The organism is Ignavibacteriales bacterium, assembly GCA_016709155.1.
Classification (GTDB): Bacteria; Bacteroidota; Ignavibacteria; order Ignavibacteriales; family Ignavibacteriaceae; genus JADJEI01.
On sequence record JADJEI010000006.1, the window covers coordinates 67,026 to 92,028 of the forward strand.

General features: G+C 34.5%; 23 protein-coding genes and 2 tRNA genes. 15 read left to right on the forward strand and 10 right to left on the reverse strand.

Annotation, left to right across the window (positions count from 1 at the left end; genetic code table 11):
- Positions 1–42: 42 nt before the first annotated feature.
- Positions 43–252 (reverse strand): hypothetical protein, encoded by a 210-nt coding sequence (locus tag IPH11_10830; protein ID MBK6914107.1) that lies wholly within the window; start codon positions 250–252, stop codon positions 43–45.
- Between the two features lie 16 nt (positions 253–268).
- Positions 269–460 (reverse strand): hypothetical protein, encoded by a 192-nt coding sequence (locus IPH11_10835; GenBank protein ID MBK6914108.1) that lies wholly within the window; start codon positions 458–460, stop codon positions 269–271.
- A gap of 167 nt (positions 461–627) precedes the next feature.
- Here IPH11_10835 and IPH11_10840 point away from each other — a divergent pair.
- The 3 genes from IPH11_10840 to IPH11_10850 all read left to right on the forward strand — a co-directional run bounded on the left by IPH11_10840 (position 628) and on the right by IPH11_10850 (position 2,137).
- A tRNA-Leu gene (locus IPH11_10840) sits at positions 628–713 on the forward strand.
- A 312-nt stretch (positions 714–1,025) separates the two neighbouring features.
- On the forward strand, positions 1,026–1,685 hold the full coding sequence (locus IPH11_10845) for a hypothetical protein (GenBank protein ID MBK6914109.1): 660 nt from the start codon (positions 1,026–1,028) through the stop codon (positions 1,683–1,685).
- A gap of 8 nt (positions 1,686–1,693) precedes the next feature.
- Positions 1,694–2,137, forward strand: a complete 444-nt coding sequence (locus tag IPH11_10850) for a DoxX family membrane protein (GenBank protein MBK6914110.1) — start codon at positions 1,694–1,696, stop codon at positions 2,135–2,137.
- On the opposite strand, the gene IPH11_10855 is transcribed toward IPH11_10850, so the two are convergent.
- From IPH11_10855 to IPH11_10880, 6 genes are all read right to left on the reverse strand, one after another.
- Positions 2,118–3,743 (reverse strand): DNA polymerase III subunit alpha, encoded by a 1,626-nt coding sequence (locus tag IPH11_10855; protein ID MBK6914111.1) that lies wholly within the window; start codon positions 3,741–3,743, stop codon positions 2,118–2,120. The two genes, IPH11_10850 and IPH11_10855, sit on opposite strands and share 20 nt — an antisense overlap.
- Positions 3,744–3,804: 61 nt before the next feature.
- Positions 3,805–5,094, reverse strand: a complete 1,290-nt coding sequence (gene purD, locus IPH11_10860; GenBank protein MBK6914112.1) for a phosphoribosylamine--glycine ligase — start codon at positions 5,092–5,094, stop codon at positions 3,805–3,807.
- Positions 5,091–6,368, reverse strand: coding sequence for a glycosyltransferase (locus IPH11_10865; GenBank protein MBK6914113.1), 1,278 nt, complete (start codon positions 6,366–6,368; stop codon positions 5,091–5,093). Before IPH11_10865 ends, purD begins: the two co-directional genes overlap by 4 nt.
- A 41-nt stretch (positions 6,369–6,409) precedes the next feature.
- Positions 6,410–7,873 (reverse strand): IMP dehydrogenase, encoded by a 1,464-nt coding sequence (gene guaB / locus IPH11_10870; GenBank protein MBK6914114.1) that lies wholly within the window; start codon positions 7,871–7,873, stop codon positions 6,410–6,412.
- Positions 7,874–7,916: 43 nt separating this feature from the next.
- Entirely contained in the window at positions 7,917–9,086 is a 1,170-nt protein-coding gene (locus IPH11_10875; protein ID MBK6914115.1) for an acyl-CoA dehydrogenase family protein, read from the reverse strand.
- A gap of 834 nt (positions 9,087–9,920) precedes the next feature.
- Entirely contained in the window at positions 9,921–10,394 is a 474-nt protein-coding gene (locus tag IPH11_10880; GenBank protein ID MBK6914116.1) for a methylglyoxal synthase, read from the reverse strand.
- A gap of 598 nt (positions 10,395–10,992) precedes the next feature.
- Between IPH11_10880 and IPH11_10885 the strand changes: the two genes are divergently transcribed.
- On the forward strand, positions 10,993–11,769 hold the full coding sequence (locus IPH11_10885; protein MBK6914117.1) for a hypothetical protein: 777 nt from the start codon (positions 10,993–10,995) through the stop codon (positions 11,767–11,769).
- 292 nt (positions 11,770–12,061) lie between these two features.
- On the opposite strand, the gene IPH11_10890 is transcribed toward IPH11_10885, so the two are convergent.
- The gene (locus IPH11_10890; protein MBK6914118.1) at positions 12,062–13,576 is read right to left on the reverse strand and encodes a T9SS type A sorting domain-containing protein; all 1,515 of its coding nucleotides are present in this window, start codon (positions 13,574–13,576) and stop codon (positions 12,062–12,064) included.
- Between the two features lie 178 nt (positions 13,577–13,754).
- On the opposite strand from IPH11_10890, the gene IPH11_10895 reads away from it, so the two are divergent.
- The 9 genes from IPH11_10895 to IPH11_10935 all read left to right on the forward strand — a co-directional run bounded on the left by IPH11_10895 (position 13,755) and on the right by IPH11_10935 (position 20,723).
- The gene (locus IPH11_10895; protein ID MBK6914119.1) at positions 13,755–14,426 is read left to right on the forward strand and encodes a response regulator transcription factor; all 672 of its coding nucleotides are present in this window, start codon (positions 13,755–13,757) and stop codon (positions 14,424–14,426) included.
- A 37-nt stretch (positions 14,427–14,463) separates the two neighbouring features.
- Positions 14,464–15,828, forward strand: coding sequence for a HAMP domain-containing histidine kinase (locus IPH11_10900; protein MBK6914120.1), 1,365 nt, complete (start codon positions 14,464–14,466; stop codon positions 15,826–15,828).
- Positions 15,829–15,937: 109 nt separating this feature from the next.
- Positions 15,938–16,303 carry a hypothetical protein gene (locus tag IPH11_10905; GenBank protein MBK6914121.1) on the forward strand — a complete coding sequence of 122 codons (366 nt, stop codon included), beginning with the start codon at positions 15,938–15,940 and terminating at the stop codon, positions 16,301–16,303.
- A gap of 80 nt (positions 16,304–16,383) precedes the next feature.
- Positions 16,384–17,538 (forward strand): hypothetical protein, encoded by a 1,155-nt coding sequence (locus tag IPH11_10910; GenBank protein ID MBK6914122.1) that lies wholly within the window; start codon positions 16,384–16,386, stop codon positions 17,536–17,538.
- 20 nt (positions 17,539–17,558) lie between these two features.
- Complete coding sequence (locus tag IPH11_10915; GenBank protein MBK6914123.1) at positions 17,559–18,428, forward strand: zinc ABC transporter substrate-binding protein; 870 nt, start codon at positions 17,559–17,561, stop codon at positions 18,426–18,428.
- 99 nt (positions 18,429–18,527) lie between these two features.
- Positions 18,528–19,277 carry a metal ABC transporter ATP-binding protein gene (locus IPH11_10920; GenBank protein ID MBK6914124.1) on the forward strand — a complete coding sequence of 250 codons (750 nt, stop codon included), beginning with the start codon at positions 18,528–18,530 and terminating at the stop codon, positions 19,275–19,277.
- Between the two features lies 1 nt (position 19,278).
- Positions 19,279–20,160 carry a metal ABC transporter permease gene (locus IPH11_10925; GenBank protein MBK6914125.1) on the forward strand — a complete coding sequence of 294 codons (882 nt, stop codon included), beginning with the start codon at positions 19,279–19,281 and terminating at the stop codon, positions 20,158–20,160.
- A 188-nt stretch (positions 20,161–20,348) separates the two neighbouring features.
- A tRNA-Ser gene (locus IPH11_10930) sits at positions 20,349–20,438 on the forward strand.
- A gap of 36 nt (positions 20,439–20,474) precedes the next feature.
- Positions 20,475–20,723 carry a GIY-YIG nuclease family protein gene (locus IPH11_10935; GenBank protein ID MBK6914126.1) on the forward strand — a complete coding sequence of 83 codons (249 nt, stop codon included), beginning with the start codon at positions 20,475–20,477 and terminating at the stop codon, positions 20,721–20,723.
- Positions 20,724–20,944: 221 nt separating this feature from the next.
- Here IPH11_10935 and IPH11_10940 read toward each other — a convergent pair whose 3' ends face one another.
- The gene (locus IPH11_10940; protein MBK6914127.1) at positions 20,945–22,030 is read right to left on the reverse strand and encodes a hypothetical protein; all 1,086 of its coding nucleotides are present in this window, start codon (positions 22,028–22,030) and stop codon (positions 20,945–20,947) included.
- Positions 22,031–22,542: 512 nt separating this feature from the next.
- Between IPH11_10940 and IPH11_10945 the strand changes: the two genes are divergently transcribed.
- Together IPH11_10945 and IPH11_10950 are read left to right on the forward strand one after the other, a co-directional pair.
- Positions 22,543–23,892, forward strand: coding sequence for a TolC family protein (locus IPH11_10945; GenBank protein ID MBK6914128.1), 1,350 nt, complete (start codon positions 22,543–22,545; stop codon positions 23,890–23,892).
- A gap of 26 nt (positions 23,893–23,918) precedes the next feature.
- Positions 23,919–24,980, forward strand: a complete 1,062-nt coding sequence (locus IPH11_10950; protein MBK6914129.1) for an efflux RND transporter periplasmic adaptor subunit — start codon at positions 23,919–23,921, stop codon at positions 24,978–24,980.
- Positions 24,981–25,003: the final 23 nt, after the last annotated feature.

Below are 25,003 nucleotides of genomic sequence, written 5' to 3' on the forward strand. Positions count from 1 at the left end.
TGTAAATCCAAGTATAGATATTTGAGCCAAAAAACCGTTCAATCAATTGCTGCCGGCGAATTTGTAAATGTTGGTAACCTGAACAAGATATTCAACACTTACCCGATCCATAGGATTAGGTATTTTTTTCACATCAGTGTAAATTTTCTTTACGGTATCATTTTCGCCGATCCTTTTAACAACCCGCTGAATAATAGTACCATCATCCTGTATTTCATAATTACCGTCTACACCTATGTAGATTTTACTCATTTGTGTTCCTATAAGATTAATCAAATATGAGTTCTTTAGGCTTTTCGATTTGTTCGATCATTGATAATTCGGGGATATGATATTCATCAATCAAATCCTCAATCTCCTCAAGAGAATAAATATCAACGGTTTCCCATTCAGGAATTGAAAGAATCATTTCTTTTTTGTGATTCTTCGTTCTTGCCCTTTTAGTTTTATCACGTTTCATATTGAGCTCCTTTTTTTAATTAAGTATAACAATTACCATGCCATAATGTTCGATTAAAAAGATAAATTAGCATGATCAATTTTTTTATTGAGTTTTCTACTAAAAATCCCAAAGAACGTTGTTTAAAGGGAAATACTTCCTTAAATTTGGACACAAAAATAATGATTGCCGAAGTGGCGGAATTGGTAGACGCGCTGGACTCAAAATCCAGTCTGGCTTACACCAGGTGCCGGTTCGAGTCCGGCCTTCGGTACAATCTTTTTTCAAGTAAGTTTAGAGTTAAACTGGTTTTTATTCTTACCAAGTTTAATACTCATCATAATTTCAATTCTTTCTCCCCGAATAATTATCGAGAATCTATAAAAAATATTAAGCCTTTTTGAATCAATAGGATTTTATGCGTTTGTAAAAATTCTTTAGAACAATTTGGTGTAAGTTTGAAATGAAGTTTAACAAAGTGAAATTTGTAGAAGTAGAAAAAATCTTCTTATCTTAAATCAATAATAAAATTCATTCTTGTTCATTAAATAAGATTTAGTATAAAAAACTAATTCAAATTCTCCCAATGAAATTAAACTACGCAAACATTATTAGGATATTTGCATTTTCACTATTGATAGCGTTCTCGTATAATTATATTAATGTTGATGGGATAAATCTTCTGCAACGTAAAATAGAATATGTTGCTGCAAATGATTCGTTGATAAATACTTTGACTGCTGATTCAGTTTCATCAAGTATTAAAATTGATTCGGTTGACCTATCACCTAAAAATAATTCAAGTAAGCAGCAGAAGAACATCATACAACTTGATTCGACTAAAAAAGAATTAAATAACCCAATCGAAAAGAAAAAAAATATAATAGATGAATCAAATCAACAATCCGAATTTTCTGAGCCGCATTCGATAAGTCTTGACCAAGCCTACAAGTTATACTTACAAAACATTTTATTCGTTGATGCAAGAAATAAAAGTGACTATGATTATTCCCACATAAAGAACTCAGTAAGTCTTCCCGTTTTTCAATTTGAAGATTACAAAAGGATTTTAGAAACAATAGATGTCAATCAACCAATAGTTGTCTATTGTAACGGTCCTGATTGTGATATGAGTGATATGCTCGCTAAAATACTTGTTGATTCTGGTTACCGAAAAATATTTGTTTTTACAGGCGGTTGGGAAGAATGGGAAAAAGCTAATTATCCTTCAGAGCCGGTTAGATAGTACATTGTATGAATAATTTTTTATCAAATAAATACTTGTTATTAATTCTTAGAGTAATCGTTGGATTTGTTTTTTTATATGCCGGTGCCCAAAAGATTAATTCACCTTCAGCATTTGCAGAATCAATAAATGCATACAAACTTTTCCCGGAAATACTGATTAATTTCTTCGCTGTATTTATTCCATGGTTAGAGGTGGTCAGCGGGCTGATGTTGATATTCGGAATTGCAGTGAGAGAAAATTCATTCATCATTTCGAGCTTACTTACATTATTCATTCTACTGATTGTAATTTCAATGTTTCGCGGTCTTGAAATAGATTGCGGATGCTTTGGAGATTCAACCGTAAATCCAATCGGTTTTAAGAAATTAGTAGAAAATATTGTTTTACTTCTTATGTCCATTCTTTTAATGATTGGTAAAACCAGTGCGATCAAATTGATTCGGGATTAATATTATTAAGATTCTTTTCAATCATACTCATTGTATCTCTAAGAACTCCTAAAGATCTTTGACTTAACAAATCAATCTTTATCAAACCAAGATCTTCGATAGAATACATATCCGGCTGAGTAATTATTAATCCCACTCCCTTATTAGCTGCATATTGAACGGCTGTATAATCGGTAATAGGCGAAGGGGTTATTACAATTCCGCCGGGGTGAATACTTAAATGACGCGGTAGATCTGAAAGCTTTGAAGCAATATTGACAATTGTTTTCCAGGGCTCGATATTAAAATTTAATCCCCGCGACTCAGGAAATAAACCGGCGACATTTGGAAGATTATTTGCATTTGTCCAAGGAATTTTTTTACTGTACTCAGATATTTCCCTATCACTTAATCCAAAAGTCTTTGCTACTTCTCTAAAGGCTGAGCGTGCTTTAAAAGTAATGTGAGTAGAAATCATTGCAACATTTTGATAATCATATTTTTCAAAAACATATTTAATAATTTCATCCCTCTCCTTCCACGAGAAATCAATATCAATATCTGGAGGGGAACTTCTACCCTTGTTTAAAAATCTTTCAAAGTAAAGGTTATATTTTATTGGATCAACTTCGGTAAGATGAAGACAATATGAAATGATGCTGTTAGCGGCGGAGCCTCTGCCAATGGTCATCATTCCGCGCTTCTTTGCTTCGAGTACTATATCCCAAACAATTAAGAAGTAATCTGAAAAATTAAGTTCTTCGATCACTGAAAGTTCTAATTCGAATCTATCTACAGCAGGTTTTGACAAGGCGGGGTATCTTTGCTTTAATCCCGAATATGATATTTCTCTCAACATAGAATGCGACGTGTGATTAGCTGGAGTTTTGAACTTGGGAAATTTGTACTGATTAAATTTTAAGTCAACATTACATTGAGCGGCTATCTTAAATGTATTTGAAACAGCCTCTGATAAGTTTTTCCACTGTGAATCAATCTCTGCTGGAGATTTAAAGTAAAATTCACTATCCATGTAATCTGTAACTAAAAGATCATCAACATTATTATTTAAACGAATCGCACATAATGTTTTGTGTAGATAGTATTCATCCTCATTAAGAAAATACACCGGATTGGTCACGACAACGGGAATATGAAGTTTAGTAGAAACGTCAAATAGCTCACGGTTTCTTCTTTTATAATTTTTGGAATCTATTAATTCACAATAAACACTTTCAAAGTCTTCAACCTGTTTTAATAAAGAAATTGAGTTAGAGATTACAAACAGATTTTCACTTCGTTGATTCAATGCTTCAACTAAATTAAAGCTTTCATTCAATTGCCTTGCTGTGATCATTCTGCATAATTCTTTATAGCCTTCATTAGATTTTGCCAGCAGCAATGCGTAGATATCCTGAGAATTCGGCTGTGTAATTTGAGCACCAAGGATGGGTTTAATATTCCTTTCAATTGCTTTCTTAGCAAATTGAATAAGTCCATACATAGCATCAATATCAGTTAAAGCGATAGAACTGAGACTAAACTGAACAGCTTTATTGAGTAGTTCATCTAAGCGAACAGGGGCTTGCAGCAGTGAGTAACACGAATGAACGTGTAAAGGAATCATGCTAAAAATTAAAATTGTTGAAAAAATTATATGAATATATAATTAAAAATAGGAAGGAAAGTCAGATTTTGTTCAGTGCTTTATCAGCAATATCTTTTCTGAAATAGATGTCCTTAAAGTGGATATGGTTTAGTGCTTTATAAGCCTTTATTTTAGCAGAACGAATATTTAGGGATTCTGAAAAAGCAGTAACTCCGAGAACTCTTCCACCATTGGTGAGGATTTTACCATCAAGTTCTCTTGTCCCAGATTGAAATATTATCACCCCATCCTCTTTATAATCAAGTCCTGTTATTTCAAAGCCCTTTTGATATTTATCGGGATATCCGCTGGAAGCTGCCACAACACAAACCGCAGACCCTCCATTGTAACGACAACACTCCGTATCTAAGCAGCCGCTGGCAGCGCTGTACAAAAGCTGCAAGAAATCACCATTCAGTGTTAACACAACTGCTTGTGTCTCCGGATCGCCAAAACGGCAATTGAACTCAACTACTTTGGCACCTGATTCAGTAATCATCAAACCTGCGTAAAGACACCCAATAAATTTTCTACCTTCAAGATTAAGTGCATTGAGTACAGGTGAAATTATTGTTCGCTTGATATCTTCCAATAATTCATTCGTAATAATTGGAGCAGGAGAATAGGCACCCATGCCGCCTGTATTTTTACCTGTATCGTTATCCCCTATCTTTTTGTGATCCTGAGCAGAAGGCAGGCAGAGAAATTTTTCACCATCTGTAACGGCGAAGATGGAGGCTTCTTCGCCTTGCATAAATTCTTCAATGATTATTTTTGAACCGGAGACACCAAAAATATTATTAACAAATATTTCATCAACTGCTTTATCAGCTTCATCCTGATTTGAACAAATGATAACTCCTTTCCCTGCAGCTAAGCCGTCAGCTTTAATCACTAAGGGGTAGGCAGATTTTTTAATATACTGTTTTGCCTCGAAAATTTCGGAGGAACTAAATTTTTCATATTCGGCAGTTGGAATAGAATATTTTTTCATTAATCCTTTTGCAAAAGATTTATGTGATTCAATCTCAGCCGCTTTTGCTGAAGGACCGAAAACCAGAAATCCATTTGCTCTAAGAGCATCTGCTAAGCCGTCAACCAAAGGCTGCTCGGGACCAACTACAACAAGGTCAATTTCATTTTTATTGCAGAAATTAATGAGTGCGGTTGGATCGTTAATATCAATAGAAATATTTTTACCGACAGGAATTGTTCCCGGATTACCGGGTGAAATAAATAATTTATTAAGAGAATTGCTAAGAGAAATTTTATAAGCGAGAGCGTGTTCCCTGCCGCCGGAACCTATGAGCAAAACATTTTTCTTTTTCATGATCTTAATAAAAACTGCATTTGCTTTGTTAATAGTTCTGTCAAATAATCTCTTCGAAGTGTCAATATAAATTCTTCATTAGGAACGGGTAAATTATTCTTGATGTATAATTCATAAACTTTCACAATGGTGTTTTTGATTTGTTCGATGTTGTCAGGATCGGTAATGAATGCAGCACCGTATTCTTCCAAAGAGTTTTTAAGCGGACCATCCGGAACACAAGCAATGACAGGTTTGCGAGTGCCAAAATATTCAAAAGCTTTTCCAGTGGAAACAGTATCAGCATTTTTGCCATTGCCGACCATTAACCATAAAATATCGCTGCTCATAGTCTTTATTAATGAAGTGCGGTGAGAAAGGTAACCATTCTCCTTAACATATTCCTGCAGCGATAATTTTTTAATTAGTCTCCGGTTTTCTTTACGTAAAAAACCTGTAAAATGAAGCTCAATATTGGCAGCAATCTCGGGTCGTTCGATCGTTAATAATTTAAATGCTTTCAGAAAAAATTTTGGAGTGATGAATTCATAAAAAATACCAGAATACATTATGATCATCTTAGATTTAAGTTTCTTCTCTGAAACTATGCCATCAAAATCCGCTGGATCGAAGCCTTGCGGAATTATATAAACATCTTTAAACGTAAGGAATTTATAAGTCTCGATGAGCTTCTCTTTCATTCTTCGGTTAATAGTTATGACTTTATCGGCTGTCCTAAGAGATTTGTACTCCATTCGCTTGTGAAGTAAGGAATGAAATGGAGTTGGATAAAAACTAAAATGATTCCCAAACCAGAGATCGCGGTAATCAACGATTAAAGGAAGGTTAAATTCCTTTTTAAGTTTACAAGCCATTTGGAAGCTTGAAAACGGAGGTGCGGTGACAAAGATTCCATCAAACTTTTCACTTTTAAGTAACTGTCTTGCTGTAATAATGGCTTTCTTTGACCATCCAATTTTATTATCCGGGATAAAAAATGTCTGGCTAAGCCGATTCAATAATTTGCGCATAAATTCGGAAGGCATTTTAGTAGTACCTTTTTTTCGAAGTCTTGAATTTATTTCTTTTCCGCTCACTCTAACGATCTTAATATCGTTATTAGTTACTTCATCCAACAGGTCATTATCATAGGAGTAATAAGCAATATCGCCGCAAGTCAGAACTGTTGGCGACCAATTATTCGAAGGTAAATACTTCACAAATTTAACTGTTCTCTGCACGCCGCTTAAGCCGAGCGGAGGGAAATAGTATGCGATAACTAAAACTTTAAACATTTTTAGAGCTAACGATTCTGAAGAAAATGTCAAATGATGAATCACACATGATAATTAGGAGCCTCCTTAGTTATGACAACATCATGGGGGTGGCTTTCTTTTAGTCCGGCTAATGTAATTTTAATAAATTTAGATTTTAATTTTAACGAATTTATATCCTGCGTCCCGCAATAACCCATCGCTGCTCTCAAGCCTCCGACAAATTGATAAACCGTTTCAGATAAAGGACCTTTAAAAGGAACTCTGCCTTCAACACCTTCAGGCACAAGCTTGGCAAGGTCTTCTTCAGCATCCTGGAAATACCTGTCTTTGCTGCCTTTTTTCATTGCAGAAAGAGAACCCATGCCGCGATATAACTTAAACGTTCGTCCTTCATAAAGAATTGTCTCACCGGGGCTTTCTTCAACACCGGCTAAAAGTCCTCCAATCATAACCGAATCTGCTCCTGCCGCAATTGCTTTTGGTATATCGCCCGTGTGTCGTATACCACCATCTGCGATTATTGGTAATCCTTTTGACTTTACTGCCCTAAAAACATCTGCAATAGCCGAAATCTGAGGAACTCCAACACCTGCTATTACTCTTGTAGTACAAATTGAACCAGGACCAATCCCGACTTTAACACCGTCAACTCCACAATCTAATAAATCAATTGCCGCATCATAAGTGGCTATATTACCAGCGATTAGTTGAATATACTTAAATTTTTTACGAATAGATTTTAATGTCTTTAATACACCTTCAGAATGACCATGTGCAGTGTCAATAATTATAACATCCGTACCAACTTTGGTTAATTCTGTCACACGATCAATAGAATCAAAAGTCACCCCGACTGCTGCTCCAACTCTTAACCTGCCATGTTCATCTTTGCACGCTGAAGGATGCATTTTTTTCTTTAATATATCTTTAAATGTGATGAGACCTTTTAGAACACCTTTGTTATCCACAACTGGAAGTTTCTCTATCTTATACTTTTCTAAAATTCTTTCTGCCTTACTTAAATCAGTTCCGACTGAAGTAGTGATCAGGTTTTCCTTGGTCATCAAATCGCTGACTAATAATTTTTTATTAGGATTAAAACGCAGATCACGATTAGTAAGAATACCAACTAACTTAAACTGTCCGTCAACAATAGGAATGCCGGATATCCTGTATTTTTTCATGCTCTCAAGTGCTTCACCAATTGTTCTGTCCGGAGTAAGAGTAACCGGGTCTCTAATCATCCCGCTTTCAGATCGCTTAACTTTATCAACTTCCTCACATTGCTCAGCAATAGACATATTTTTATGAAGAATCCCAATTCCCCCTTCCCTGGCTATAGCTACTGCAAGCTTGGATTCCGTGACGGTATCCATCGCAGCAGATATAATCGGTATATTTAACTTAATATCAGCGGTTAGCTTAGTTTCTAAATTAACTTCTCTTGGTAAAACATTAGATCTTGCCGGGACAAGAAGCACATCGTCGAAAGTCAATCCTTCTTGAATTAATTTTTTATTCAGCATAATAAATTCTCTTAAATATTATTTATACACAATTAATTGTTTATTCAAAAGCACTAAAGCCGGTTATGTCTTCACCAATAATAAGAGTATGCATTTCGTGAGTACCTTCATAAGTTTTAACGCTTTCAAGATTTGCAGAATGCCTCATTATAGGGTATTCGTCTAATATCCCATTTGCTCCCAATATTTCTCTTGAAATCCTTGCAGCTTCAAGAGCCTTTTCACAGTTGTTTCGTTTAGCCATTGAAACCTGTGTATGTTTCAACTTTCCCTTATCTTTTAATCTTCCCAATTGCATATTTAATAGTTGAGCTTTTGTAATTTCAGTTAATATATAAACAAGTTTACCCTGAGTTAGTTGAAAAAAAGCTATAGGTTTACCGAATTGAATCCTTGTTTTTGAATAGTTTAAAGCAGAATCATAACAAGCCATCATAGCTCCAACAACTCCCCAAGCAATTCCATATCTTGCTTGATTCAGACACATTAAAGGATTCTTCAAACCTGATGTCTTAGGTAATAAATTGCTATCAGGGATAAAAACATTATCAAAGACTAATTCTGAAGTAACTGATGCACGCAGCGAGTGTTTGCCTTTCATTTCGGGAGCAGTGAATCCCTGCATACCTTTTTCCAATAAGAAACCTTTTACAAGTCCATCCAGCTTTGCCCAAACAACTGCTATATCAGCAATTGTACCATTAGTAATCCACATCTTTGCTCCATTCAGAATGTAACCGCCATCCACTTTAACTGCCTTCGTTACCATTCCGCCTGGATTTGAGCCATGATCAGGTTCGGTTAATCCAAAACAGCCTATCTTTTCTCCTTTAGCTAATAAAGGTAGCCATTTTTCTTTCTGTTCCTCACTTCCAAATGTGAATATTGGGTACATAACAAGAGCACTTTGTACGGAAGCAAAACTTCGTATTCCACTATCCCCTCTTTCCAATTCCTGCATAACCAAACCATAAGCTACATTGTTCATTTCTGCTCCGCCGTACTTTTGAGGCAGGGTTGGACCAAAAATGCCAAGACTTGCCATCCTGGGTAATAATTCCAGCGGAAACCTTGACTCACGATTACATTTTTCAATTATAGGAATTATTTCTTGTGAAACGAAATCCCTCACAGTATTGCGCACTAAGATTTCTTCCTCACTCAGGAGTGATTCAATATTAAAATAATCTACTCCAACAAAACTATCCATTCAATATCCTTTTTAATTTATAAAATTAAGAATTCAATATCTAACTTCCAATTTATGGTAGCCATTCCCCTTCCATAGCACATCTGTCTATAATAATTTTTTTGTAAAAATATTGGATGTTTTTGCATAATTCTGAATACTCTGGTTTACTAATTGAACTATGAAACCGTTGAAACGGTTGACCATCATTTGATTTACATCTCAACGGGATTTCTCAAGGGGATGGCAAGCCAAATCCCGTTGAGAACTTAAAAAATATTTAACTGCCAACCGTTTTAACGGTTTGCTTTTCTGTAGGATCAACTTGCCTAATAGGTGATAGGGATTGTCTTTAGTTATATAAAAATCCTTCTCATTACAATTCAATTTCAATTTATTTTATTGATATTAAAATTATTTAGGTAAGCAGTGTTCTATAGACAGAATTACTACCTAATTAGAAGCTAAATAGAGCTATAATTAAAGCGTATGTTTAGCGTAAGAATAGCGTAAGATTAACGAAATAGAATCGCAACAGCTACGGAATAAACATAAGACTTAATCTTTTCTAGGTCTATAGGTAAGTAGGAAAGTAAAAAACACATTTAAAGGAAGAACAACACTTCTAACAGGGTCGAAGTGTAGTATAAACAATTGCATAATTTTAATAAGGAGTATTACCTTCCCTTTCGCAAAAGGAAGGGCGAGGAATGCGTTCGAAGTGCTGCAGAAATTTCAGATAAAATTTTTATTCCCTATTCAGACCCAAATGGAAATATTAATCAAATAAAAAATAGCTTCAGTATTAAAATGATTTAAGCGCTGCTCGGTTGAACAAATCAGTGAATAGTACAATCACTCCTCAATATTAATATTTCTTTTTATGTAGCCCGAGTAGTCTTTAATTATCGGTGCATATTTTTCGTTGAAAAATTTTGATGATACCATAAAATCTGCTGTTGCCCTATTGCAGGCTGTGGGACAATTGTAAAGCACCGCAATTCTGAGCAAGGCTTTTACATCTACGTCGTGAGGGTGCGGCTCCATAGGATCCCAGAAGAAAATAATTATGTCAATTTTCCCTTCTGCTATTAAAGCGCCCAATTGCTGGTCACCACCTAAAGGACCTGATTTTAATTTTCTTATTTCAAACTTAAGCTTAGCTTCTTTTCCGATTTTATTCTTAAGAGCATTTTCTACCATCGAGCCAGTAGTACCCGTACATATCAGTTTATGTTCGATCAGGTCTTTATAGTTCCATTCGACCCATTCTACAAGGTCTTTCTTACGGTTATCGTGTGCAACTAATGCGATTGATTTACATTCCATAGTAATCCTTTCATATTTATTTTTTCAGATTAAAGTTAAAGGGAAAATTATTCTTAAATATTATTTTAGTGTTAAATAGTTAGAAGCGAAATAAAGCCATCCTAAATCCCATCCATTTTAATATAGTCGAATTTCCATTTTGCGAAAGGCATGGCTTTTTGAATTAACTTCTGTTTCATAAAGTAGTTGATTTCATTTTATACCCGCTTTCAATTATTAAAGAATTATTAATGAATTCGACTGAAAGTTAGACTTACAATTTAAATAAGTCAATCTTCACTATTGACAATCAGCTAATTACTCACTATGTTGAACTCAGACATTGAGTGATTTACAAGGTTCCTTCCAATTAAAATAAATGTCGGCAAATAATACTTTAAAATATTATCGGCTTCATTATGTGTGTTAGTTCAATATTAAAGTTTTTATGTTAAACGAGTTTATCAACTTACAGGAATATTGGACTTAAAACGTATAGTCACAGAATAGTTTGATAAAAATTAGTTCTGCAAAAATATTGACAATAAATAATCATTAAAGTTTGTGTCCTGTTCAAATAAATAATTACTTTCATTTAATTCAATTTCAAGGAGGCTCTATGTTTTCAAGATTCACTGTTCTTTTAGTATTCCTATTTCTTTTGGCAGCTAATAGTTACACAATAAATGCGCAAGAGAGATTGCCTGACTCGGAACTCTATCTTATCCACGAAGATGTCATTTATCCATATATGACAGATAAGTATGAAAAAGCTGCATCAGATTTTGCCGGTATGATGAAGGAATCAAATGTGGAAGGCTCATACACTGCACTGCAGACCGATATATTCACATACAGTTATGTCACCCCCGTTAAAGATTACGAAGGATTGGCAAAATATTTTGATATGAGAAGTAATATGATGGAGAAAGTCGGGAAGGATAAATTCACTAAAGTTATGAGCGGTTTTGATGGATGTTATGCTTCACATAAAAACTTCCTGCTGACTTTAAGGAATGATTTATCTTATAAAGCAAAATACGGATTAAACCCGGACGAAGGAGCTAACTTCAGGCATTTAGATTATGTATATCCAATACCGGGTAAAGAAAATGAAATGATTCAGATATTAAAAGAATACCAGGCTCTTTATTCCTCGAAGAATATAGAACAAGGCTACCGGGTTTATATTGGTGGAATTGGAACTGATATGCCGATGGTATTGTTTGTTCAGCCTGCTAAAAGTCAGATAGATTGGGCAACATTCAGCGAAGAACAGGATAAATTATTAGGTGAGGAAGGGGGAAATCTATGGAGGAGAGCTATGGCGATAACAATGAAGTTTGAACACCACAGCGGGATGATGAGACCTGATTTGTATTACAAATCGAAATGACAATAAGATCAAATAGATTATTTTATCCCATTAATCACGTATTAATAGAAAACGTTTAATTGGTGAGCACGTTATACTTTTGAATATTCTCAACGGGATTATTCCCGTTGAGAAATTAATAATTTAACAATTAGTTGACTGGATTAAAAAATATCCTGCTGCCTCTAATAGAAAGTAGAAATAATCAGTCATTAATATTCATCTATTGAAGGCACAGACAGAATTGTCCGTGCTACTAAAATAAAACCGCCCTGAATATAGAGCGGTTTTGAATGTAACATTAAACGAGTAACTATTTGAGCAGCATCATTTTGATTGTTTGTACAAATCCCTCAGCCTTGATAGTTGCAAAGTACATACCTGTGGCAAGCCCTTCCCCATTAAAGGTTATAAGATAATTACCGGGTTGTTGTTCAGTGTTTATGAGAACATCCACCGTTTCGCCAACACCATTATAGACTGTTATAGAAACCATTGAAGTTTTCGGAATTGAGTAAGTAATTTGAGTTGCCGGGTTGAATGGATTAGGATAATTCTGAGCCAGCAAATATTTTGTTGGAATTTCATTATCAACCATTAAACCAGTTACGGTAGCCCCAATTAGATTCCCATTGTCATGACATTTAGCAGCGCAAGAAGTAACAGGATCTGGTTTTTCAATATTATGCGGATACCAGTTTAGTCCTTCTTTGTATTTTACTGCATATGGTCTAACGCGATCGTTAACAGGCCAGCGCCAAACATCATGTCCATCCTGTCCAACAGAACGGGCAAAACCTGTAGCATGACAGGAAATACAGTCAACTGAAGTGTGTTGAGTATAATGGTCAACCGGACTGTGACAATCTTGACAAATAACATCTCCCTCAAGCTGCCAATCAAAATCTCCATCTGGATAGGAGTGAACATCACTATGGCAATTTGCACATGTCAAAGCACTATGAGCATCGCTTTGTAATAATTCATAATACTGCGGATGCCTTTTTATACTTGTACCGTTTGCAGTCGGGTAAGGAGGATCTTCACTTAAGTAGCCGTAAGTAGCAGGACGATAATAACCAACATGACAGGATCTGCATACATCATTATCAGCCGTTAGCTGCTGAGGTGTTACGAAATTGTGAGATTCAACATTTGTAGTCCAATCCATTGACCATTCAGTCATAGCCGCAGCATTTGGGAATGGAGTTTCACCAAGAGTCTGCAAGCTATCCCATATTGCTAAAACATCTCCGGCAACTTTCTGATACTTGGAAGTTTCGAAATGACAGGTGCCGCAGGTTGTATGACAACGACTGCAAGATTTATCGTAATTCTCACCAACAATGTCGCCATTAACATCTTTTGTGTGTGAGCCTTTCAACCTTGAGATGGTATGGTGCCTTGTAGAAGTGAAATTATTTTTAGAAGCGTGACAACCTGAATTTGTGCAAGATAGAGAAGCGGTTGTATAATAATTTCTTGTTCTCGGCGAGCCATCTGCATTAGTCGTGGTATCGCTCTTAGAAAACCTTGCCCACGATCCATAATATTTTATCAGTGCATTTGCACCACCTGTAGAGTGAGTGAATAAATTAGAAGCGGTAATATCTGTATGACATTGAACACATTGAAGTTGACCATGTAAAGTTCCATTGTAAGCTGTTTCGTTTACATATAATGGAATAATTTCCGTGCCTCCTTCTATTGTTATTATCATTTGAAGTGATTGATTTGAGTGACAGTTAAAACATTCACTGTTAGATATTTGTGCAATTATAGAAATTGGCAGAATAAAAAACAGAATAAAAAAGTAAATTTTATTCATAATATCTCCCTTGTTGCTATTATTAGTTAATAAAAATAATAATTTAGTTCATCACTAAATTATAGTTTGGGCAATCCTGATTCAAGAAAACAATAATGAAAAGATTTTCATTTTCTAAGGTTGCATATAGAAAATAAAAGAATATTTTTGCGCAACAGGACTTTAATTCAATTTTAATATGGAAATTCTTATAGCTGAAGATGATTACCAGATTGCTGCAACTTTAAAAAAGCATTTTCTAGATGAAGGAATTCACTCAATAATAGCTTCTGATGGTGAGCAGGCAATTAAATTATTTAATTCAATAAATTTTGACCTGGTATTACTTGATTGGAAGATGCCAAAGTTTACCGGATTGGAAGTCTGCAAAAATATCCGACTTCAGAATGAAAAAATCCCTATCCTTTTAATTACTGCACTTGTTGATATCTCGAACAAAGTGGAGGCTCTAAATGCAGGCGCTGATGATTATATTACCAAACCTTTTTCATTCGATGAAGTGCTTGCAAGAATAAATGCAATAATTCGAAGATCAGTTAATTCTAATGATATTTTGGAGTTCGAAGAACTGAAACTTGACTTAAACAAAAGAAAAGTATTTACTTCTGCCGGAGGAGACATTCATTTAACTGATAAAGAATTTGACCTACTAAAGTTTATGATCAGGAATAAGGGCGTTATTATCAATAAGGAATTACTCTGCAAAGAAATTTGGGATTTGAATTTTACCCCGCAAACAAATATCTGTGAAGCAACTATCAAAAACCTAAGGAAAAAAATCGAAGATATTACCGGGAAGAATTATATAAAAAATATTTACGGCGAAGGATATATTTTAATTGGAGAATAATATTAAGCTTCCCTTTTTAACACGGTCTGTTAAAAGATTGACAGCAATAAATATTGTTATTTTTTTCTTAGTACTATTGCTCTTTAATATCCTGCTCATGTTTTTAATTTATTTTATTCTTCATAATAATCTTGATAATAGAATTGCTCATGAAATCGAAAATATCAGCAAAGGATTATCCGTAAATAAAAATTCCATAACTGTAATTGATTCGAGTGAGTTTTATGAATCCGATCTATATGAATACAAGTCAACATCCTACTTCCTTCAGATATTCAATCTTCAAAAAAAACAAATAATAAACAGCAGAAATATTAATCTTTATAAATATATTCCTTATACTGAATTTGATACAACTAAAATTCAATCCACGAACAGTTACAGTTTCGAGGGAAAAAACTTCAGAGCAGGTTATCTAAAATTAATGAATACCGATGGAAATCATGAAGCTACATTGCGGCTAAGTATATTTGAAAGAGACTTTGAAATTATAGTTAATCAATTAATTATGTTCAACCTTATAGGTTTTTTCATTATAGCTTTGATTATTATTGCAGCCAGTGTTTTAGCCGCTAAAAAAACTTTCAAACCGATAAATAATATAATTGATAACGCAAACAGATTTAATGCTGAAAACCTGAGTAAAAGAATCAGTGTTAAGGCTGACCCGCTGGATGAGATAGGACGACTAAGAGATACATTAAACGGCCTGTTTCAAAGAATTGAAGACCACGTAAATGAGATAACACATTTCTCCGATCATGTATCGCATCAGTTAATGAACCCATTAACTGCAATTCGGACCGAGATCGAATATCAGTTAAAAAAAGAAAGAACTGCTGATCAGTACAAGGAAGCTTTGGTAGGGTTTGAGGGACAGGTAGATAACCTTATCAATATCATTAAAACGTTATTGATGATTGCTAAGAGCGGAAAAATAAAATCAGAATGCAAAAAGGTTTTTAGTTTGAGTAAGTTAATCAGAGGTGATGTCCTTAATTATTTTAAGAATTACAAAATAAAATATGAAATAGAAGACAATCTTTATTTGCGAGGTGAATCAGAAAAAGTATATATGGTTTTGCAAAACCTGATTCATAACGCACTTAAATATTCACCCGAATCGGAGGAAGTACTCGTAATAGCAAAATCTTTAAATGATAAAATAGTTGTCTCGGTACAGGATAATGGGATTGGGATTAATGATTTTGAGAAAGCTAACATCTTCCAAAAATTTTATCGTACGCCGCAGGCTGAAAAATTAGGTATAAAGGGTTTTGGCTTGGGCTTAAGTCTCGTAAAATCAATAGTAGAGGAAGCATCCGGTTCAATCGAAGTGATTGATAATAAACCAAATGGAACTATTTTTAATATTTATTTCAAACGCATTGAATTGAATTAGCCGAGATAAGATATCAACTCAAATCAAATTTGCTGCACAATTGGTAAACCACATTTGGCAATTCTACTTGCGGTACATTTTCACCTTGCCTGCTTGCTTAAAATATTTTATGTTTGTTTCAGTAATGATTCATTTATCTAAATACCGTCACGGCTTAAGCAAAACATTTTTGTTCATTTACTTTTTGTTTTTAGCGGTCAGTGTTTTTCATTTTCACCATATCAGTTTGTTAAATGAAAATTCTATCAAGACCGAATTACCGCAAAGAAACAATTCTGACATCATTTTAAGCGGCGTAACCTTTTGTCAGCTTGCGCAATTCAGCACCAGTATTTTTAATTTAGATTACTCGGCAGATAAACAGCTTAGCATTAAATATTTCTCAGTTCCTGCTTTACTAACGACAAATGAAGTTTTAGTTTCTAATTTTTATAATCTCGTAAATCCTCTTCGCGGTCCTCCCTCCTTCTCCTAAATATATTCAAAGCTTTATTGATGTGGAATTAGCTCCACAATAATTAATTAGTTTTAAAATAAATTTATTGGAGACTCTTTATGAGAAAAATATTTTTTTTCTTTTTTTGGCTTTCATGTTTTATAGTATTGAAAGCGCAATCGAACACAAATCCCGATATAAGTTTAATCGGAACGTTTAATACATATTCAAATTTTATAAGAGATACACCGGAATATGGCAAATTAAATTTTGAAACTCCTTCAATGGAGCTGTTCATTGATGGATATCTCAATCCTTACTCAAGGGCAACAGCCAATATTGCTTATGAAGATGGTGAATTTGCTGTAGAAGAATTGTATGCACAAGTGCTTCGAGGTTTGCCTCTTGATCTTCAAATTAAAGCAGGAAAATATTTAGTTGGCTTTGGTAAGATAAATACAATCCATCCGCACGCCTGGCCATTCTTAGAGCGTCCTTTGTTTCATCAAATTTATTTTGGAGCAGAAGGATTTAACGACATTGGGTTCGATGTAAGTTATGCCCTCCCCTTCGAGAATTTTTATTCTTCTTTAGATATTGGAATATTTAAAGGTGATGCAATTGCAAAAACCGTTGCTTCCGATCCTGAAGATGCTTCAACCTTTTACGACTTGCGGGGTAATAATCCGGTCTTTGTTGGAAGATGGGGTAATTTTTTTCAGTTAGATGATTACAGCGATCTTGAACTTGGTTTAAACGGCTCGTATGGCGTGCACTCGTATGATTACCTAACTTCTGATTCACGCAAAGCACTTTATTACACTTACACAGGTTTGGATTTCAAATATAAATATCGCGCTGATGCTTACACATCGTTAGTAATTCAAGGCGAAGGAATGTTAAACAGCAGAGAAGTTAATAGAACGACTGAAGATGCTTCATTGCCGAATGAAAACATCAAAACATTTGGTGCTTTCATCTATTTCGATTATCAATTTGCGAAACAATTTAGCGTCGGGGCAAAGTATGATTTCACTTATGGGATAATCGGCGATGAGCCTGGCTATGCAACTTTAAGTAATGATGATAAAAATAAAACTCAGGGTATTTCCGGTTGGCTTGGGTTCTATCCTGTTGAGGAAACTCTTGCCTTCAGGCTGGGGGCAGAAAATTTATTCTTCAATTATGCCTACGGAACTCCGAGAGATTCTGAAACAACGATAAAACTTCAGATGATATTTTCACTCGGACCACATAAAGCTCATCCATTCTAAATATTGAAAAGGAAATTAAAATGAAAAAAATAATATTATTAGCATTGTTCTTCATATTCAACCTTACATTTGCACAGGTGAATGTAGTAACTACAACTTCAACAATTTATGATCTTGTAAAAGAGATCGGCAAAGATAAAGTAGAAGTTGATTACCTTTGCCGCGGTGATCAGGATCCGCACTTCCTCGAAGTAAAACCAAGTTACATGATGAAACTTCGCAAAGCAGATATGCTGATGAAGATAGGCTTGGGATTGGAAATGTGGGCACAGCAATTAATTGATGGTTCGCGCAATTCAAAATTGGAAGTAGTTGATTTATCAATTGACATTTCAAAAAAAGAAGTTCCAACAGGAAAGGTGGATGCAAGTCAAGGTGATATTCATCCTTACGGCAATCCGCATTACTGGCTTGATCCTGAAAATGTAAAAGTAATGGCTAAAGAAATTTATGAAGCGCTTTCAGATAAAGACTCCGAAAACTCTGCTTTCTATAAAAAGAATTATGAAGCCTATTCAAAAAAGTTAGATGCTAAAATCTCAGAGTGGAAAAATAAACTGTCTGCTTTAAAAGATAAGCCGATTGTATTTTTTCATGCAAGCTGGATTTACTTTGCCGAAAGATTTGGAATTAAGATTGCCGGTTATGTTGAACCAAAGCCGGGTATAACTCCAACACCATCGCACAATGCTGATGTTATCAATCTTGTAAAGAAAAATAAAATAACAAAAATCGTAATGGAAAATTTTTACAGCGATAATGCCCCGAATCAAATAGCTGAAAAAACCGGTGCGAAAGTAATCAAAGTCCCGGTTAATGTTTATGGAATGGAAGGGGTTGATACATACATAAAAATGATGGATTACATAATTAATCAAATCACTAAATAATAATAATCACCTTGTGATCTCTTTGTGTCTTCGTGCCTTGGTGGCAAAACAAGTAATCAAGTCGCGAAGGCACAAAGTTTCACAAAGGAATAAATACAGATGGAAAAAGAAATAATAAAGTTTACTGAAGTCGCAATCGGTTATAACAAAAAGACCATCGCAAAAAGTATTTCCTTATCAATCTATCAAAATGATTTCATTGGATTGGTAGGACCAAATGGTGCCGGTAAAACGACTTTTCTAAAAACTCTTTTAGGAAGCATTAGATCGCTTTCGGGATCAATAATAAAGGACGATCTACGATTCGGTTATGTTCCGCAGAGAGATGTGGTGCAGCCGCTTCTTCCCTATACTGTATTTGATGTGGTGATGATGGGAAGATATTCTTTGCTGCCGACTTTTTCTTCTCCAAAGAAAGTTGACATTGAAAACGTTTTATCAAGTTTAGAAAAAGTTGGAATAGCCGATTTAAAAAATTTACTTTATAACAGTTTGTCAGGTGGACAAAGACAGCGAACTTTGATCGCAAGGGCTTTGGCTGTCGAGCCGGATATTTTAATTCTTGATGAACCGACAAATGGAATGGATACACCCTCCCATTACGGCTTACTCGAATTAATTTCCGAGCTTCATGAAAAACAAAACTTGACTATTCTGCTTGTAAGTCATTTGCTTACGGATGTAGCAAATTATGTTAAAAAAATAATCCTGATTGAAAAAAACTTTTTTCAGTTTGGGAGAATAGAAGAAATTCTTTCGGAAGAAAATTTAATGAAAGCTTATTCTTCTTCATTTTCGGTAACAAAATTGAATGACGAATTTATAATCACATTAAAGCACAGGAATTAAATTGGAAATAATTCAACAGCTAATAGAAATTTTTCCCTATGCAATTCTCGGAAGCATTCTTGCAGGAATTATATGCGGGTTTCTCGGAGTGTTTGTTGTTTCGCAAAGAGTAGTTTTTCTCGGTGCATCATTAACTCAAGTTGCAATCGCAGGAGTAGCATTTTCATTTCTTCATTTAATAAATATTGAAGCTCTGATTTCATCTATATTCAATATTGTAATCACCGAAGATTCATATCTACATCATTTTGAGCCGGCGTTCTTTTCACTTCTATTTTCACTCTTAGTAGTTATAATATTTTCACAGACACACAGACAAAAATATTTAACTCAAGACGGACTGCTGGGAATTATTTTCGTGGTAGCAATCGCAGCGCGAATAATGATCATACAAAAAAGTCCTGTAGCGGAACTTTCCGAGATAGAATCAATAATGAAGGGTGATATTTTATTTATTGGTTCGCGTGAGTTTTATTCACTGCTTGTCATTACATTTTTTATAGTAACATTTTTCACATTATTTCAAAAGCAGCTCAAGTTTGTAGTGTTTGATGCTGAGTCATCTTCAGCTTATGGAATAAATTCAAAACTATGGCTGCTGCTATTTTACATTGTAGTTGGAACAGGAATTTCCCTTACAACAAGATATGTTGGTGATGTATTTACTTTTGCTTATTTAATTATTCCCTCAGCTATGGGAATAATGATCGGTAAAAGTGTGTTAAAAGTTTTTCTGATAGCTGTAATAATTGGAGCCTCGCTTCCACCGATTGCATTATTCTTAGCTTTTAAATATGATTTTTCCAGTGGACCAATGGCAGTGACACTTGCTTTTGCAGCATTTCTTATTGTATTAATCTATAAAAAAGTAAAAGAGAATTGACAAAGTTTTTAATATTCAAACAGAAATATTATCTTTGCACACAAAATTTTTCAGCCTGAATGTTTAACCAAAAACGACAGGTAATTCAAGTTAAAATAAAATTTACTTTTTATGGAGAGTGGCCGAGTGGTTTACCATTGGGACTAAACCGATTAGCTTAATTTTGAAATACTAATTTTCTATCTATTGGAGAGGTGGCCGAGTGGCTTAAGGTAGCGGTTTGCTAAACCGCCGTACTGGGTAAACCGGTACCGAGGGTTCGAATCCCTCCCTCTCCGCAACTAAGCTTCCTAATAGGGAAGCATTTTTTTATTATGGAAAAATATTTTACTTATATTCTTAGAAGTAAAAATCATAACAAGCATTATTACGGTTATACGTCTGATTTAGAAAAGAGACTTATTGAACATAATTCAGGCTTGTCTTCTTACACAAAAAAATTTCTGCCCTGGGATATAATTTATTTTGAAGAGTTTTCATCCAGAACCGAAGCAATCAAAAGAGAAAACTTTTTCAAAAGCTTAACTGGATACCATTGGTTGAAGGAAAATAAAATTATTTAATATAATTATTGGAATGAATTTTTAATACTGGGTAAACCGGTACCGATGGCATTGCCAGAATCCCTCCCTCTCCGCAACTAAGCTTCATAATAGGGAAGCTTTTTTTATTTCTGGAAAACTTTTTTGAGTTGGATATGTTTAAGAAATGCTAGGTTAATAAATTAAAAATAAAAAAAGCCAATCACCTCTCAGTGACTGGCTTATCAAAGGTGTGTAGAAATCTAATACGTTATAGTAAATGTTTGTGATCCATCTGCTGTTGAAGTGAAAATAGTAATTTTAACAGTGTGAGAAACTCCTGTGTTTGCAGTTACAAATTCAACTAAATAACTATTTGCAAGTGCACCGGCAACGGGTAAATCTGATAAATTTAATCCTAAAGCATCTTCAGGAATATATTTGATTGTTCCACCAGTACATCTGGAAAGCGCTGCCGGTTCTTCATCATATTCATCCCAATATGAATTATTATAATAAGTCGTATCGCCGCTAAAAACTGTGTGAACAGTTGCCTTACCACTAAGTAAGCTGCACCCCATTGCATTATTCCATGTTACAGCATCTGATTGTGTAGGTTCGTCTGTAAAGTTGATGAAAACTCTTTGAGCTCCAGCTCTCCAACTATAGACAGAGTCAGCAAATATTGAAGCGATAACATCATTTTCATCAGTAGCGTAACCAAAACTATACGCACGGTTTTCAATCGTAGCACTGTCAGGTCCCGAAAATCCAATTGTCCTGTCCGTGCCGGTATATCTATTTAAATAATTACTAATAGATGCAGCATCAGTAAAATTTATACCGCCGTCAACATCACCATAGCCAAAACCAACAACTCCGAATTTAACATCAAGTCCGCTGGATTGTAAGAAAGTGGCAAACTCGATTATACTTGCAGCAACTGAATCAGCTTCTTCACCCATGCTGCCTGAATTATCAACGCAAAAAACAATATCAGCGGTTAATACGTTTCCAGTGCTTACCTTAGAAACTTTTAACCCTTGAACAACACCATCCTCTTCAACAAATATGTTTGAAGCAGATGGATTGCTTGCATCGTAAAATAATGTTATAGGTTGATTTGAAGTAGGGTCAATTAATCCAGTTAGATTTAATTTTACTCTATTGGCATCAGAAGTAAAAGAAGCAGAAGGTAAAACGTTGTTATGGACAGGTGTTGGAACTGTTACACCGGATGGATCTGCAGGAATATCGGTATTCTGGTCTTCAGGTGTTTCGGCAGTATCGCAAGAAAAATAAATCAATGATGTGAATACTAACATCAGAACAAGTAAAAACTTACTCATTTTGTTTCTCCCTTTTTGATTAATGAATAGCTAGTTATTACGAAACTTTTATCAAGAACAATCAAAACTTAATTAATAATAAAATTAAAGTGAAATTTAGGCTGCCATAAAGCGAGCACATTTTTTCTTACGTTTGAAAGTAAACTGATGGCAATATTTTATAATAGAGTATATTAATCTGTTATAGAGTCGGAATTATCAAATCATCATTGATTGATTTTTATCACAACTTCAATCTTTTTAGTTTAGCTAAAATATATTATTTACTCTTTGTTGCTTAGATTTGATTAGCAAAAATTCTGGTTCTTATATTCTGGAGTTGATACAGAGGAGTATGGATTTTAGAAATATACTTTCCTCCACAATCTCCGATCAATTTAATTTTTTAGTTTTCTTTTTTGAAAAAGTATGAGCTTTAAAATGATTAGGCAAAAAAACAAATTTCAATTCTTTCCTCAGTTATTTTATTACTATCACTATGCTTCACAAATAATACTATCGCTCAAACGGAAGTGATTTCTATTGATGATGCAATCAATTATGCACTCAAGAATAATAAAGATATTTCAATTGCTCGACTAAACGTTGCTAAATCTGAAGCAGCAGTTGATGAAGCTTATGGTTATGCACTCCCCCGCCTTGATTTGTCGGCAGGATTTTCTCATTTTATAAAAAAACCATTAGTACCATTTCCCGATTTTGGCGCTCTATTAAAAAATGCTACCTATGGAATCTTATTTGATGAAAATGTTCTCCCTCGTAATGAGGATAAATTTGTACCGGTTAATTCTGTACTTCAATCTTTCTCGCGTTCAAATAATTATCAGACCGAATTGACTTTAACTCAAACTCTGTTTAGTTCTGCTGTCTTTAAAGGAATAGGTGCGTCAGGAACTTATTACAACCTTGCAAGGGCTGAATTGAATAATCAGGTATCTAAAACTGTTTTATCTGTTCAGAAATCTTTTTATAATGTTTTAATAGCCAGAGAAATTTCTGAAATCACTAAATCAAGTTTTCAAAATGCACAGGAAAATCTTGCAAACGTGAAAGCACTATTTGACCAAGGAATGGTTTCGGAATTTGATTATCTTCAAGCAGAAGTACGAGTGGAAAATATTCGACCGGTATTACTTCAAATGGAAAACATGCTTAAGTCATCTAAAGATGCACTTAAAATCGTGATTGGATTTGATCAACAAAAAGAGATTGAGCTTCAGGGAAATTTTGATTACTCCCCCATTGTTATTAATGATGAAGAGGCATTGATAAATGAAGCTCTGCAATCAAACTTTGATTTAAAAAGTCTTGACTTGAAAAAACAAGTTGACGAAGCTTTCATCGAGCTTGATGTATCTGAATACTGGCCTACAATTGCCGCCTTCGGAAATTATTCTTATTCCGGCTCATCTGAAACGTGGGATTTTCAGAATTATTCTTCGATGACTGTTGGATTAAATTTTGCTATAAATTTATGGCAGGGAAACAGAACTAAAAATGCAGTTGAACAATCAACTATAACTTTCCGACAGACGGAAGAACAATTGCAGCAAGCTAAAGAGTACACAATTCTTAATGTCAATTCAAAATTACTTGAACTTAAACGAGTATGGGAATTAGTAACTGTGCAGGGCAAAACTGTTGAAGTTGCAGAACGTGCTTATAATATTGCAAAAGTCAGGTACAAGGAAGGGGCAGGCAGTCAATTAGAATTACAAAATGCTGATCAGGAATTGAAACAGGCAAGATTGAATCAGGTTCAATCTAAATATTCATACTTAATTACAAAATTTGAACTTGAACAATTACTTGGTAGAACTAACCCCGAGTATTTTTCTTATTTCAGCGAACTCAACGATTAAGATTTTTAACAGGAGAATTATTTTTTATGAAACTTTTAACACAATTCTTTTCATCCATTATTACACTGCTGATCGTTATAGGATTAATAACATTACAAGCATGCAGTGAAAAAAAACAAGAATCAGATACCATTGATAAAACTAAATATACAGATACTGTTTATGTAGAAACGGAAATTGCGAAGTTAAGGGAATTAAATATTACTAAAACGTTTTCCGGCACTCTGGAAGGAGAAGAACAAGCAAATATCGTTTCAAAAATTCCAGAGCGCATAACCGAAGTGAAAATAAAAGTCGGAGATTTCGTTTCTCAGGGCAAAGTGCTTTTCATGCTTGATAAGGGTGGTGCATCTTCTCAGTACTTTCAATCGCAGGCGGTATATCTTAACGCAGAGAAGAATCTTGAAAGAATGAAAAATCTTTTTAACGAAGGTGCGGTTTCCCATCAATCACTCGATGCAACCCAAACAGCTTATGATGTAGCAAAAGCAAATTTTGAAGCCGCAAAAAGTACAGTAGAAATCACTGCTCCAATCTCTGGTGTGATAACATCTCTAAACGTAAACATCGGTGATATTGCAAATCCGCAAATTGTTATGGCAACTGTGGCTAACATTAATAAACTTAAAGCAAAATTCAATGCCGGTGAAAACGATCTTGCAGATTTTCAAATAGGTCAAAGCACAAATGTTTATTCTGAGTTAAAACCGGATTTAATTCAACCGGGAAAAATCATTCAGATTTCAAAATCCGCCGATATTCAATCACGCACCTTTGAAGTTCAAGCTTTGTTTTCAAATACAAGCGACAAATGGTTCAAACCGGGAATGTTCTGCCGTGTGCAAGTGAATTTAAAGACCCAAAAAGATGCTTTGTCTATTCCGTTAACATCTATTACTAAATACGAAAATGTTTCCGGAGTTTTTATTGTTAATGATGGCAAAGTTAATTTTAAATCTATTACAACTGGACTGACCGAGGGCAAATATGTTGAAGTGCTTACAGGTATAAATGCTGGTGATAAGATTGTAAGTCTTGGTATGAACAATCTGAAAAACGGAACTGTTGTTATAGAATCAAATAATTAGTTGGTAAAATATAAAAGTAATTC